The organism is Klebsiella sp. KPN54798, from assembly GCF_021184225.1.
In the GTDB taxonomy this organism is placed as follows: Bacteria; Pseudomonadota; Gammaproteobacteria; order Enterobacterales; family Enterobacteriaceae; genus Klebsiella; species Klebsiella pneumoniae.
This window is the reverse complement of record NZ_CP089234.1, coordinates 2,363,641-2,377,247: the sequence shown is the minus strand read 5'-3', so window position 1 is coordinate 2,377,247 and position 13,607 is coordinate 2,363,641. Positions and strand designations below refer to the sequence as shown.

Below are 13,607 nucleotides of genomic sequence, written 5' to 3'. Positions count from 1 at the left end.
ACCGCTTCTACTCACACTCAGCTATACAAAAACAATGCCAGATTTAAACGCCTGCGAGCGGCCGCGAGAAATCGCCTGCGCCGCCGCCCTTGGGCATGCAACCTTTGATTCATGCCCACAAGAAACGCACCATAATGGTGCGCTAATGAATGATTTTAGTGCCTGCCCGACATTTCACAGCTGGCTGAAGAGCATCTCCAGCTGGTTCAACATCATCGAGGCGGCAAGGGAAAGCTGGCGGGCGGGCGAGACGCACAGCGCCAGGGTGAAAGGCTTAAGCTGCGGATCGGTTAGCGGCACAAACGCCAGCTGGCCGGACTCAATCTCATCGAGAATATCCAGCCGGCACAGGATGCCGATGCCCATCTGCTCTTTGATCAGGGTGCGGATCATGTGAATGTTATTCGATACCGCCACCTCCTTTACCTCGTTGCCGCTGATGTTCACCAGCGCCTCCACCGGCTCGCTGATCATCAATGGGGCGGACGGCAGGATAAAGGGGTAGTCGAGGCACTGACTAAAGCGCACCGCGCTGCGGCTGGCCAGCGGATGGCCGGTGGGCACCACGATACCCATATTCATTTCGGCAAACGCCCTCACCTGCAGTTCACGGGAGGTCTGCGGATTGAGCATGATGCCGAAATCCGCCTCGCCGGAGATCAGCGCCTGCTGGATGTGGATATTGTTGATGGTGGTCAATGTAAAAGAGATGTTGGGATAATGTTTATGCACCTCTTTGAGCATCGTCGAAAAGAAATGCCGGTTAATGGCATCGATGGTGGCGATGCGCACATGCCCGCGCCGCAGCCCGCGCAGGTCATCCAGCTGCTCGCAGACCCGGGTAAAGTCCTTTTTCCAGTTATTGGCCGCGTGCAGGAGCAGCTCCCCGGCGGCGGTCAGCCGCAGCCCGGTGGGATGGCGCTCGAAGAGCGGCATCGCCAGCTCCTGTTCCACGCGCAAAATCTGACGGTCGATGGAAGACGCCGACACATGCAGCGCCTCTGACGCTTTACGAAACGATCCCTGACGGGCCACTTCGGTGAAATAGAGCAGAAATCGGGAGAAGGCAAACATGGTTTGGGTGCTCTCTTTTTTGCAACGGGTTGTGCGAATCAAAGCTCTGGACGCAACAGTTTTATCACAATACCGTAGCATTCATAGCGGAGAAACGATCGTTTCACCCATTTTCTTGCACGCCGGACAGTTCACCGCGAAGGGGAGTTATCTCTTCGCCGACCCTGGCCGCCCTGCAGACAGCGGAGTGAGGGAGAGTAAACGGTAATGCACAGCCACGATCTTATTTCGGTCTCGGTCGGGGAAATACGCCCCAACGGACAGGGAAACCTATCCATAATTTTGCAGACGGCGGCCGGGGAAATATTACCGGCCTACTCCGCCGGGGCGCATATCGATATTATTATTCCCGGCGTCGGCCCGCGGCAGTATTCCCTGTGCGGCACGCCTGACCGCAGTAATACTTATGAAATTTGCGTCAGACTGACTGACACCTCCACCGGCGGCTCACGCTATTTGCACCAGCAGCTCAAAGCCGGCGATCGGCTCGCCATTTCGCCGCCGCGCAACCATTTTCCCCTGCCGCAGGCCGGGCGCTACCTGCTATTTGCCGGCGGTATCGGCATCACGCCTTTGCTGGCGATGGCTGAAGCGATTGCCGCCAGAAAGGGGGCGCTGGAGCTACATTATTATGTCGCCAATTCGCGCCAGACCGCCTTCTCCCCGCGCCTGAACCAGCTGACTGCGAACGGCACGGTGGCCATTCACTGCAGCGAGGAAGGCGCGTCGTTTCGCCAGCGGGTCCCCGAATGCTTAACTGTGCACCACCCTGATACCGTAGTAATAGCCTGCGGCCCGGAGGGTTTTATTCAGCGACTGCGGTCGGTCATGGAGGAATATCGCTGGTCGCCGTCGCAGTTCGTATTCGAGCGTTTTACTCCCGCGGCGGAAAATAATACTGCGGCGAAAAATGCGTTTTATATTGAGCTGGCCTCCAGCGGGCAGCGCCTGCAGGTGGCCGCGGATCAAACCATTGCTCAGGTATTACAGCACGCCGGGGTGGAGGTAATGCTCTCCTGCGAACAGGGAATGTGCGGCTCCTGTATTACAGGGGTCCTCGACGGGATCCCCGAGCACCGGGACAGCGTGCTGACGGCGGAAGAGAAAGCCGGCAACGACCAGATCACGCTCTGCTGTTCGCGGGCGAAATCGCCGGGTCTGGTTTTGGATCTGTGAGGAGACAGACGATGACGCTCCCCTCCTCTTGCGCGCCGCTCACCGGTATCAGCCGCGCCCGACTCCCGGCCTGGGCGCTGCCCGACGGCTGGCCGACGCGGGCCAACGGTGAGCCGCTGCTGGCGGACCTGGCCTTTCGCGACGGCCGGATTGCCGCATTGACCCCAACCGACCAGCCGACTCCCGGCCTGTGGGACCTGGCGGGAGCCCTGACGCTCCCCGGCCTGGTGGAACCCCATGCCCATCTGGACAAGACATTCACCATTGAACGCTGCCGTCCGACGCAGGCCGGACTGCTGGCGGCGATCCACGCCATGCACGAGGATCGCCGACACTGGACCAGGGCAGATATTCAACGTCGGGCGTCCGCCGCGCTGGCCCGGGCGGCAGCGAATGGCGTGACCCATTTGCGCAGCCATGTCGACTGGTTTACCGCCGACGCGCCGGACGCCTGGCAGGAGATCGCCCGCCTCGATACCGGCGGCATCACCCTGGAGCGGGTGGCGCTGGTCCCGCTGCCCCTGTTTCAGGATCCGGTGGAAGCCGAGGCCATTGCCCGCGCGGTCGCCAACAGCGGAGAGCGCTGCCTGCTGGGCGGCTTCATCCACTCCTCCAACTGGGACGCCGCCGCCATGGAAAATCTGCTGTGCAGCGCGGCCCGCTGGGATCTGGATCTGGATTTGCATATTGATGAGGAGCTCAGCGAAGTGTCTCAGGGGCTGACCTGGCTGGCGGATCATCTCTCCCGCCACCCTTTTCCCGGACATATCTGCTGCAGCCACGGCTGCGCGCTGGCCGCCGGCAGCGACGAACAGGCGGCGCCGATCCTGCGCCAGCTGGCGGCGCACGGCGTCACCCTTATCGCTCTGCCGATGACCAACCTGCTGCTGCAGGATGCGACGTTCGGCCGCACGCCGCGCCAGCGAGGGATCACCCTGCTGCACGAGGCGCAGGCCGCCGGCGTGGCCACCCTGCTCGGCTGCGACAACGTGCAGGATGCCTTCTGCCCGGCGGGGAGCTATGACCCGCTGGACACCCTGGCCTGCGGTCTGTTCAGCGCTCAGCTCAGCGACCTGTTCGACCAGCAGTCGCGGCTGATCTGCGATCGCGCGGCGCTAACCGGTTCGCCGGCAGACGCGGCGCCCTTTGCCGTCGGGGCGACGGCCAGCGTGGTGATTTTCCCGGGTAGTGACCGTTTTATCTGGCCTTTAAACAGCGCCGCCCGTCTGGTGGTTAACCACGGCAGGTTAACCCACCGGCGCGTGTGGCAGGAGGAGATGGCACATGAGTCTTGAAGCAGGCGCCGGGGCGCCGCTGGCGCGGTATGCCGCCTGGCGCAGAGCCGGCGATTTTATCTTTCTCTCCGGCATTATTCCGGTCAATCCCCTGACCGGCACCATCGTCAACGGCTTTCAGGATGTGCCTGAGCCGGTGCGGGAGCTGCTGGGGGCGACCGGCGAATTTTCAACCGATGCGAAACAGGGCCCGATCCTCGCCCAGAGCTGGTACGTCCTGGAGAGCATCCGCCGCACCGTGGCGTCCGCGGGAGGGCAGATGAGCGACGTTATCAAACTGGTGCAGTACTTTCGCAACCTTGACCATTTTCCCTATTACAGCCGGGTCAGGAAGCTGTTTTACCCCGACCAGCCGCCCGTTTCCACCGTGGTGCAGGTCAGCGAAATGCTGCCCGACGCCACGGTACTGATTGAAGTCGAAGCGACCGTCTGGTTACCCCCGTCATTTAACTCCGAGGCACCGCGATGATTAACGGTTACATTCCTGCCGCGCGCTTTCTTCCTTTTCTGAGCTGGACGGACGTGGCCGCCCTGCCGGATAAAAGCAATACGGTTATCGTCCTCCCCACCGGGGCGATCGAACAGCACGGCCCGCATTTGCCCTGCTCGGTGGACAGCGTGATATCTTCCGGCGTGGCGGGCCATGCCCTCGCCAGGCTGCCGGCGACGATCCCGGCCTACGCCATTCCGCCGATCGTCTACGGTAAGTCCGAGGAGCATCTGCATTTTCCCGGCACCCTGACCCTTAGCGGCGATACGCTGCTGCATACCCTGCTGGAGATCGCCGAATCTCTCTATCGGGCCGGTTTTCGCAAGCTGCTGATGATCAACGGCCACGGCGGCCAGCCGCAGATCCTGCAGATCGCCTGCCGGGAAATGCGCCTGCGCCACGGGGATTTCATCGCCATCCCCCACGACGTGTTCAACGTGCCCAACTGCGAAAAACAGTTTCTCAGCCCGCATGAACAGCGGATGGCGATGCACGCCGGGCATAGCGAAACGGCGCTGATGCTGGCGCTGGCGCCGGAGTGCGTCCATATGGAACGGGCCGTCGCTAATTTCCCCCCGGAATTCCCCTGCCCAACCCTGTCGAAAGGCCGTCCGGCGGCGGCGTGGGCGTCGTATGACTTTGGCCCCAGCGGGGTGATTGGCGACCCGACCCCGGCGACGCGGGAGCAAGGCGAAGGGCTTCTCGACTCCCTCGCCGCCAGCTGGGCGCAAGCGATCATCGAGATCCACCGCATGGCCTGGGTCGAACGTCGCGAACCGACCTGGGGCAAACAGCACTGGCACGGCTTTGTGCAGTCCCTACCACCTTCTTTCGCTGCTGAATCCAGGGAGCCCTGATGAATACCAGATTGACGCCCGTTTTTACCCTGCTGACCGTGGCCGCCCTCGCGACCTCAGCCTCCTGCTTCGCGGCGGAGAAGTTTACCTTTCTCACCAACTGGTATGCCCAGGCCGAACACGGCGGGTTTTACCAGGCCCAGGCCACCGGGCTGTATCAACACGCCGGTCTCGATGTCGAAATTAAAATGGGCGGCCCGCAGATCAACGTCATGCAGCTGATGGCGGCCGGTCAGGCGGATTGCACCCTTGGCGACAACGGCCAGGCGCTGGAGACCTGGCAGGCCGGAGTGCACGCGGTGACCGTCGCCACCGTGTTCCAGCACTCGCCGACGGTGTTTATCACCCATGACAAGGTGGAGAACCCGGCGGAACTTAAAGACAAAACCTTCCTGCTCGCCACCGAGGCCTATACCTCCTTCTGGCCGTGGGCGAAAAGCGAGCTGGGTCTGGCTGGCAGCAAAGTGCGCCCCTATACCTTTAACGTTCAGCCGTTCCTCGCCGATAAAAACCTGGTGCAGCAGGGCTACGTGACCTCGGAGCCGTTCTCCGTCGCCAAAGGCGGGCAGCCGTTCTATGTCTATCCGCTCAGCGACTGGGGCTACCCGCCCTACGGCAACTCGATTATCTGTATGGCCGACACCATCCGCAAACGTCCGGCGGCGGTGGCGGCCTTCGTCAAAGCCTCCATGGAAGGCTGGAAAAGCTACCTGCAGGATCCCGCCCCCGGCAACAGCCTGATCGGTAAAGCAAATCCGCAAATGGGCGCCGAGCAGATCGCCTTTGGCATTGCCCAGATGAAGTAGTACCAGCTGGTGACCGGCGGCGATGCTAAGACCGGCGGCATCGGCATCATCACCGAGCCGCGGCTGAAGAAAACCTGGGACATGCTGGTGAAAAACAAACTGATCGACGCCAGCAAGGTGCCGTTTGAGCAGACTTACACCCTTGAGATGGTCAAAGACGCCGGAGTGATGCCATGAATACCGCCCCGAAACTGACCGTGATGAGCGATACCCGCTTTATACCCGCCGCTGCCACCCCGGCCATCGAGGTGCTGTCGGCGGAGAAAATCTACAGCAACGGCACCCGGGCGCTGCTACCCGTCAACCTGACCATCAATCAGGGGGAGTTTATTACCCTGCTCGGCCCGTCCGGCTGCGGTAAAAGCACCCTGCTGAAGATGGTCGCCGGCCTGGTGGAGCCCAGCGACGGCAAGCTGATGCTGTGGCGGCGCGACAGTCGGGAAAAGGCCCAGCATCCGCTGTCGTTCGTCTTCCAGGAAGCCACCCTGATGCCGTGGAGCAGCGTGCGCAATAACGTCAGGCTGCCGCTGGATCTGGCCGGCGTGCCGCGGGCGGAGGGCAATACCCGGGTGAGTGAAGTCCTTGAGCTGGTGGGCCTCGGCAAGTTCGCCGACGTCCTGCCGCGCGAACTCTCCGGCGGCATGCAAATGCGCGTCTCCATCGCCCGCGGCCTGGTCACCCGCCCAAAGCTGCTGCTGATGGATGAGCCCTTCGGCGCGCTGGATGAAATTACGCGTAACAAACTCGACAGCGACCTGCTGCGTCTCTGGCAGGAGCAGAACCTGACGGTAGTGTTCGTCACCCACTCGATCCACGAAGCGGTGTTTCTCTCCCAGCGGGTGATCATGATGGCGGCCCGTCCCGGACGGGTGGTCGAAGATATCGCCATCCGCGAGCCGTTCCCGCGCAGCGAGGCGTTCCGCGTCAGCCCGGCCTTTTCCCTGTATGCCCGTCAGCTGCAGGACAGTCTGTTGCAGGCCAGCCAGTCTGGTATGGAGCCATAATATGAAAACCACAACCGCAACGCCGTGGATCCAGCATCCGCGTTTTCTCAAAATTCTCTATCCGACCCTCGTCGCGGTGGCGATGGTGCTCCTGTGGCAGGGCGCGGTGAGCTATTTCCGTATCCCGGCCTTTCTGGTGCCGTCGCCGCTGGTGATGCTGGAAAGCCTGTGGACGCATCTCACGCCGCTGCTGCTGGCGCTGCTGTTCACCCTCAAGATCACCCTGATCTCGTTTCTGCTGTCGATTGTCATCGGCGCCGCGGTGGCGTTTATCCTGGTGCAGAACCGCTTTGTGGAAACCGCCCTGTTTCCCTACATCGTGTTTTTGCAGGTGACGCCGATCGTCGCCATCGCCCCGCTGATCATCATCTGGGTGAAGGATGCCACGCTCTCGCTGGTGGTGTGCGCCACCCTGATGGCGGTGTTTCCCATCATCTCCAATACCACTCAGGGACTGCGCAGCGTCTCCCCCGGCCTGCTGAGCTATTTTCGCCTCAATCACGCCAGCCGCTGGCAAACGCTGGTGCGGCTGCGTATCCCCTCGGCGCTGCCCTATTTCTTCGGCGCGCTGCGTATTTCCAGTGGGCTGTCGCTGATTGGCGCGGTGGTGGCGGAGTTTGTCGCCGGGACCGGCGGGACCAATACCGGGCTGGCCTATCAGATCCTGCAGGCCGGCTACCAGCTGGATATCCCGCTGATGTTTGCCGCGCTGCTGCTGATCTCTCTCGCCGGTATCGCGCTGTTTGGCGTGATGTCCTGGGTCTCGCGCCGGGCGCTCAGCGCCTGGCATGAAAGCGAAGCCGTGCAATCTCATTAATGTTCTGCTGACGAACAGGAAAAAGAATGATGACTGATGAACAGCGTCAACACGCGGTCGCGGCGATCCAGCAGGCACTCCCGGCGCTGGAGTGGACCTTACAGCCGGCGAAGATCAAACGGCTCTCCCGCGATTTTCACTGGTTCAGTCCGCTACTCACCGAGCAACTGGCGGGGAAACAGGCGGACGCGGTGGTTCGCCCGCGCGATGAAGAGGAGCTGCGGCAGCTGGTCTGCGCCTGCGCGCAGCACCAGCTGCCGCTGACCCTGCGCGGCAGCGCCACCGGCAACTACGGACAGCTGGTCCCCCTCGAAGGCGGGCTGCTGGTGGATATGACCGGGCTCAACCAGATCGTCGCCCTCGGCAACGGCACAGTGAGGGCCCAGGCCGGCATTCGCCTGGCGGACATCGAAACCGCCGCCCGCCCGACGGGCTGGGAGCTGCGCTGTATGCCATCGACCTATCGACTGGCGAGCCTGGGCGGTCTCTACGGCGGCGGGTTCGGCGGTATCGGCTCCATCAACTATGGGCCGCTGGCGGCGCCCGGCAATGTGCTCAGCGTCAAAGTGATGACCGTCGAGCCGGCCCCCCGCGTGCTGACCGTCCCGGCTCCCGAAGCGCTGCTCCTGCATCACGCCTACGGCAACAACGGCATTATCCTGGAGGTTGAGCTGGCGCTGGCGCCCGTGCACCAGTGGATTGAACGCCTGGACGTGTTTGACGATTTCGCCGATGCGCTGAACTATGCCAACGCCTGCGTCCGCTCGCCGGGGCTGGTGAAGCGCCAGGTGGCGCTGCTGGCCACGCCGATCGCTGACTATTTTAGCCACCTCAACGATCGTTACCATGCCGGGCAACATGCGGTTATCAGCCTGATCGCCGAGGAGAGCGAAGGACTCTGCGCCAGCCTGTTACCGCGCCATCGCGGGAGCAACGCCATCCGGCAGGCCAGCGACGAGGCCCGGACGCGCAACGGCTCGTTAATGGAATACTGCTGGAACCACACCACCCTGCATGCGCTCAAGGTGGACAATACGCTGACCTATCTGCAGACGGCGTTTGATCCGCTGCGCTATCCGCAGCAAATTTTACAGATGGAGCAGCACTTCGCCGGGGAGGTAATGTCCCATATTGAATTCCTGCGCGATATCGAGGGCAATCTCACCGCCAGCGGTCTGCAGCTGGTGCGCTATACCACGCCCGAACGTCTTAACGCCATCATGCAGATATTTCGCGACAACGACGTCAAAATTAACAACCCCCACGTGCTGCAGGTTGAGGACGGCAAACAGGGCGTGATTCGTCCCGACGTCGTGGCAGTGAAACAGTCTCTCGACCCGGCGGGATTGCTTAACCCCGGCAAGCTGCGCGGCTGGGCGCTGCGCGACCAGCTGGAACTCGACAGCAACCCGCTGACGCGGGCCACCCGCGAAAGCCCCACGACCTGATGGTCCCCGGTCCGGTTGGGCGCTAACGGGTCGCTGGCCCGTTGCCGCCCAACCTCATCCTGCGCCGGACAGTCCCGCCATATGGACGATAAAGCCCACCGCGGCGGCGGCCAACGGCGCGGTAAATCCCACTTTATTATGGGTGGTTTCAATAAACGACCCGCCGGCGTGAATAAAGATAAACGAGGGCAAAAGGTAAACTATGTCACCAGGCACGCCGCCGCGATGCCCCCCAGCAGCACATCATCGACGCCCAATACCGCTTTGGTGTAATCGCCGACAAACCCGACAAAGGTCACCACCATGATCAACGGTCCGGGGGTCGATTCCCCCAGGGCGAGGCCGTCCATCATCTGCCCTGCGGTCAGCCAGCCATAGTGGGTCACCGCCCCCTGGTAAACGTAAGGCAGGACGGCATACGCCCCGCCGAAAGTCATCAGCGCGGCTTTGGTAAAGAACCCGCTCATCTGGGTCAGCGGATGCGCCCAGCCCAGCATTAGCGCCAGGGCGGCCATCGGCACCAGCCACAGCAGTATCCCGGCGCTGGTGCTGTTCGCCCTGATGGAATGGGGCCACCAGCACGTGCTGCATAGCGCGCCGCCTATTGCATTGGTGGACAGCGCCAGCGGCAGCGTGGCGAGCCCCAGCGCGCTACAGATCGTCAAAGCCGGTACCCATGCCGAAACCTGAGGAATGTATTACTGGCACTGCTTGCCGGACGCGCGGCCTCGCCATTTTCGACCGGCCACAAAAGCCCTGGGATAGGATGAAATCTGGCTGGAAACGCGCCAGTGAAGAAAGGATATCGTCAGACGGGCAGCAGCCCCCTGCTGCCCGCCTGACGTGTGAGTGGCGTTAATTCACCCGCGCAGGCAAGGTAATTTGCTGCAGGGCATTCGCCATATTAATCTGAATCAGCTCTTTAAGACCTTCGCGCTTAATAAACTGGCTCCGGTGCTTACTTTTCACCTCTTCAATACTCTTTTTGATCTCTTGCGCCGGCAGTTTATACCAGCCGCGAGCCTGTTTCTCACCGCCCATTTCCAGCCACAGCGATGAATAACTGGCTTTCACCAGATCGCTTTTCACGTGGTAATCAGAATCGATGGCGTAGACCGTGGAGATGTTGAAATATCGCAGCAAACCATACAGCACGCTCATGATGATATTTTTCGGCCGCGCGCCATGCAGCTCTTTAGTCAGCACCTTCACTTCGTCATTGGTGATATCTTTCCCGCCCTGGATGCCGCCGATATAAGCGCGGCCATCGTCGGTGCAGGAAAAACAGACGCTATAGACGCGCCGGTCGCCAAGAAACAGCTGCAGCATCAGCTCCCCTTCCTCCTGAAACGGCGAGGCCAGCAGCTTAACGTCAAGCTTATCGCCATTTTTCAAGGGAATAGAAAACATCTCGCGGCCAAAATCCGCGACATTGTAGAGCTGCGGCAGGATATCAGGGTGAAACGTTTTCTCGATGAAATTCAGTGAACCATGGGCAATATCCAGTTTGCGTCGTTTTGACAGCCGTTTATTGAGATACGCTTTAAACGGTTTATCCTCAAAAGGCACCAGTCCTTTGGTCACCGCGGTCAACCGCGCGCACTGATATTTCGCACAAAGTCCTTGATATTCTCTGTATTTACCTCCTGCGAGCGAGAGCTCTCTGCATTTTCGTAAAATTTTTTTATAGCTTATTTTGACCTGACCGATCACTTTATTATGTTTACGCCATTCTTTGATGGCGCCTGCAACAGTATGTTCCATTGATTAAGATCCATAGATTCATCCATAATCGCGGCCATATTAACATAAAAGCGTTTCGTCAACGCTTAATTACTCCTTCGTTGTCCTTTCATTTAATATTTAGGCAGGAAATTATCCTGGCGACGTTATTTGTCGCTAAACTTATTCTGTCAACGATTATTTATGGTAGGTAACGCCCTCCGCTCAGCGACTTAACGCTCTGTGCCTTCGGCGCGAAGCGCGGCTACATCCGCTGGCGGTTATGCCCTATACTTGACCCTGATTCAAAACCAGCAACGATAGGTAACTTATGGAAATTGATCTCGACAACCTGGTCTTCAGCGGCCTGGATGAAGCGGAAGAGCGCAACGCGGAGCGTCTGGAAGAAGCGGACAAAAAAGCCCAGGCGATCGTTGCCGACGACGACTGCGGCGACGCCTGCAAAATCTGATTGTCAAACCGGCCAGCAGGCCGGTTTTTTTTTGACGCCCACACCTTCAGGTGGGTAAAAACCCTTTCAGCGTATCCAGCAGCGCCTGCGCCGCCTTCGACAGCGGCAGATGTCCGGCATGGATCGCGCCGACGCACTTCTCAATCGGCGGATCGCTGAGCGGGATGCAGACGGCGCCCAACGATGCCATCTGCGTTTTACACAGCGCCGGCACCGCGCTGCCCCCCAGGCCGCTGGCCACCATTCTCCCCACCGTTACCAGCTGATGACTCTCCAGCGCCACGTCCAGCTGACGTCCGCTGCGCGCCAGCGCCTCCTCCAGCATCAGGCGTACCGCCGAGGGGCGCTGCAGGGTAATAAAGTCGAGGGTCAACAGCTCCTGCCAGGTGAGCTGCTTTTTCTTCGCCAGTGGGGATTGTTGGGGAACGATCGCCACGAAGCGGTCCACCGCCAGCGGGGTAAACAGCAGGTTGTGGTTGGGCGATGGCTCGAAAGCGATGCCCATCTCCACCCGCCCCTCGCGCACCATCTCGATCACCTGCTCATTAATCACGTCATGCACCGTAACGTTCACCCCGGCATAGCGGTCGCGGAAGGCTTTCAGCGCCTCCGGCAGAACGTTGGCGGCAAACGACGGCATCGCGGCGACCGAAATTTTACCCCGCTGCAGGGTAAAGCTCTGACGCATGGCCTCCTCGACGTTATCCCAGTCGGCCAGCAGCTGACGGGCCATCGGCAGAAAGAGTTCCCCCTCCTGGGTGAGGGTCACTTTGCGGGTGCTGCGCTGCAGCAGCGCGCCGCCCAGCGCCTCCTCCAACCCTTTGATGGTCAGGCTGAGAGCTGGCTGCGACAGATTCAGCCTTTCGCTGGCGTGGGCGAAATTCAGAGTGTGAGCTACCGCTAAAAACGCGCGTAACTGTTTGACACTCATTCTCATTTTTCTTCCTGTTAACTAATTGAAAAAAATTAGTTAACAGGAAATTAATTAAAATTCCAAATGAGTGGGTCACAAATTCAAAATTATCAAATCAGTCGCCTGCGCCAATGATAAGGCTATCGCAAGGCAGGAGAGACAAGATGGCAGGACTGGATAAACGCGTCGCCAGTTACGAAGCGGCGCTGGAAGGGTTAACGGACGGCATGACGCTGCTCGCCGGCGGCTTCGGCCTGTGCGGCATTCCCGAGAACTTGATCGCCGAGGTGCAGCGTCGCCAGGTGCAGGGGCTGACGGTGGTCTCCAACAACTGCGGGGTCGACGGTTTCGGTCTCGGCATGCTGCTGGAGTCGCGCCAGGTCAGCAAGGTGGTGGCCTCTTACGTCGGGGAAAACGCGCTGTTTGAACAGCTGGTGCTGAGCGGCGAGCTGGCGGTAGAACTCACCCCGCAGGGAACGCTGGCGGAAAAAATCCGCGCCGGCGGCGCCGGCATCCCCGGCTTTTACACCGCCACCGGGTATGGCACCCCGGTCGCCGAAGGCAAAGAGGTGCGCCAGTTCGACGGCCGACACTACATCCTTGAAGAGGCGATCCGCGGCGATTTCGCGCTGGTCAAAGGCTGGAAAGCCGACTGGTACGGCAACGTGGTCTATCGCCACACCGCGCAGAATTTCAACCCGCTGATGGCCACCGCCGGGCGCATTACGGTGGTGGAGGTGGAAGAGATTGTGCCGCCGGGCGAACTGCCCCCCTCCGCCATCCATACTCCGGGGATCTATGTCGACCGGCTGATCGTCGGGCAATTCGAAAAACGTATTGAACAGCGCACCCTGCGCGCCGGAGGGCACTGAGATGCTGACCCGTGAACAAATGGCGATGCGCGTCGCCCAGGAGCTGCGCGACGGCGACTACGTCAACCTCGGGATCGGTATCCCGACGCTGGTGGCCAACTACATTCCCGCCGGCATTGAAGTGATGCTCCAGTCGGAGAACGGCCTGCTGGGGATGGGCGAATTTCCCGATGAGGAAACCATCGACGCCGACATGATTAACGCCGGTAAACAAACCGTCACCGCGCAAACCGGGGCGGCGATCTTCGATTCCGCCCAGTCGTTCGCCATGATCCGCGGCGGCCACGTCGACCTGACCGTTCTTGGCGCCTTTGAGGTCGACGTCGCGGGCAACATCGCCTCATGGATGATCCCTGGAAAAATGGTCAAGGGGATGGGCGGCGCCATGGACCTGGTGGCCGGCGCGCAGAACATCATCGTGGTGATGACCCACGCCTCAAAAAACGGCGAATCCAAACTGCTGCCGCAGTGCACCCTGCCGCTCACCGGCGTGGGCTGTATTCGCCGGGTACTCACCGATCTGGCCCTGCTGGAGATTGTCGACGGCGCGTTTGTCCTGCGCGAAGTGGCCCCGGGGGTCAGCCCCGACGAGGTGATACGTAAAACGGCGGGACGGCTGATCGTCGCCGACGACGTGCGCGAAATGCGCTTCAGTTAAGGA

14 protein-coding genes and 2 pseudogenes are annotated in these 13,607 nt (G+C 60.7%); 12 read left to right on the top strand and 4 right to left on the bottom strand.

Going from position 1 to position 13,607, the window contains the following annotated elements:
- Positions 1-174: 174 nt before the first annotated feature.
- The gene (locus LPQ25_RS11370) at positions 175-1,074 is read right to left on the bottom strand and encodes a LysR family transcriptional regulator (protein ID WP_002908057.1); all 900 of its coding nucleotides are present in this window, start codon (positions 1,072-1,074) and stop codon (positions 175-177) included.
- A 207-nt stretch (positions 1,075-1,281) separates the two neighbouring features.
- Between LPQ25_RS11370 and LPQ25_RS11365 the strand changes: the two genes are divergently transcribed.
- The 8 genes and pseudogenes from LPQ25_RS11365 (at position 1,282) to LPQ25_RS11330 (ending at position 8,967) form a co-directional block, all read left to right on the top strand.
- Complete coding sequence (locus tag LPQ25_RS11365) at positions 1,282-2,250, top strand: PDR/VanB family oxidoreductase (RefSeq protein ID WP_015874873.1); 969 nt, start codon at positions 1,282-1,284, stop codon at positions 2,248-2,250.
- Between the two features lie 11 nt (positions 2,251-2,261).
- Positions 2,262-3,545, top strand: a complete 1,284-nt coding sequence (locus LPQ25_RS11360; RefSeq protein WP_014907464.1) for an amidohydrolase family protein — start codon at positions 2,262-2,264, stop codon at positions 3,543-3,545.
- Positions 3,535-4,014 carry a RidA family protein gene (locus LPQ25_RS11355; RefSeq protein WP_002908128.1) on the top strand — a complete coding sequence of 160 codons (480 nt, stop codon included), beginning with the start codon at positions 3,535-3,537 and terminating at the stop codon, positions 4,012-4,014. Before LPQ25_RS11360 ends, LPQ25_RS11355 begins: the two co-directional genes overlap by 11 nt.
- A complete protein-coding gene (locus LPQ25_RS11350; protein ID WP_004151186.1) occupies positions 4,011-4,892 on the top strand; it encodes a creatininase family protein in 882 nt (293 codons plus the stop codon). The genes LPQ25_RS11355 and LPQ25_RS11350 overlap by 4 nt, the downstream gene beginning before the upstream one ends.
- A pseudogene (locus LPQ25_RS11345) lies at positions 4,892-5,875 on the top strand (ABC transporter substrate-binding protein). The gene LPQ25_RS11350 and the pseudogene LPQ25_RS11345 overlap by 1 nt, the downstream one beginning before the upstream one ends.
- Positions 5,872-6,702 carry an ABC transporter ATP-binding protein gene (locus LPQ25_RS11340; protein WP_014907462.1) on the top strand — a complete coding sequence of 277 codons (831 nt, stop codon included), beginning with the start codon at positions 5,872-5,874 and terminating at the stop codon, positions 6,700-6,702. The pseudogene LPQ25_RS11345 and the gene LPQ25_RS11340 overlap by 4 nt, the downstream one beginning before the upstream one ends.
- Before the next feature lies 1 nt (position 6,703).
- Positions 6,704-7,519, top strand: a complete 816-nt coding sequence (locus tag LPQ25_RS11335; RefSeq protein ID WP_004145364.1) for an ABC transporter permease — start codon at positions 6,704-6,706, stop codon at positions 7,517-7,519.
- Positions 7,520-7,545: 26 nt separating this feature from the next.
- Positions 7,546-8,967, top strand: a complete 1,422-nt coding sequence (locus LPQ25_RS11330; RefSeq protein WP_014907461.1) for an FAD-binding oxidoreductase — start codon at positions 7,546-7,548, stop codon at positions 8,965-8,967.
- A gap of 75 nt (positions 8,968-9,042) precedes the next feature.
- Here the strand turns inward: LPQ25_RS11330 and LPQ25_RS11325 are convergent.
- A pseudogene (locus LPQ25_RS11325) lies at positions 9,043-9,509 on the bottom strand (chromate transporter); the annotation flags it as partial.
- On the opposite strand from LPQ25_RS11325, the gene LPQ25_RS11320 reads away from it, so the two are divergent.
- A complete protein-coding gene (locus LPQ25_RS11320) occupies positions 9,415-9,657 on the top strand; it encodes a hypothetical protein (RefSeq protein WP_041168957.1) in 243 nt (80 codons plus the stop codon). The pseudogene LPQ25_RS11325 and the gene LPQ25_RS11320 sit on opposite strands and share 95 nt — an antisense overlap.
- 165 nt (positions 9,658-9,822) lie before the next feature.
- Here the strand turns inward: LPQ25_RS11320 and LPQ25_RS11315 are convergent, their stop codons facing one another.
- Positions 9,823-10,731, bottom strand: a complete 909-nt coding sequence (locus LPQ25_RS11315) for a DUF535 family protein (RefSeq protein WP_015874879.1) — start codon at positions 10,729-10,731, stop codon at positions 9,823-9,825.
- Positions 10,732-11,020: 289 nt separating this feature from the next.
- Between LPQ25_RS11315 and LPQ25_RS11310 the strand changes: the two genes are divergently transcribed.
- A complete protein-coding gene (locus LPQ25_RS11310; protein WP_002908189.1) occupies positions 11,021-11,161 on the top strand; it encodes a hypothetical protein in 141 nt (46 codons plus the stop codon).
- Positions 11,162-11,207: 46 nt separating this feature from the next.
- Here the strand turns inward: LPQ25_RS11310 and LPQ25_RS11305 are convergent, their stop codons facing one another.
- Entirely contained in the window at positions 11,208-12,098 is an 891-nt protein-coding gene (locus LPQ25_RS11305) for a LysR family transcriptional regulator (protein ID WP_004189584.1), read from the bottom strand.
- Between the two features lie 140 nt (positions 12,099-12,238).
- On the opposite strand from LPQ25_RS11305, the gene LPQ25_RS11300 reads away from it, so the two are divergent.
- Positions 12,239-12,946, top strand: a complete 708-nt coding sequence (locus tag LPQ25_RS11300; RefSeq protein ID WP_004175762.1) for a CoA transferase subunit A — start codon at positions 12,239-12,241, stop codon at positions 12,944-12,946.
- 1 nt (position 12,947) lies between these two features.
- Positions 12,948-13,604 carry a CoA transferase subunit B gene (locus LPQ25_RS11295; protein ID WP_002908192.1) on the top strand — a complete coding sequence of 219 codons (657 nt, stop codon included), beginning with the start codon at positions 12,948-12,950 and terminating at the stop codon, positions 13,602-13,604.
- Positions 13,605-13,607: the final 3 nt, after the last annotated feature.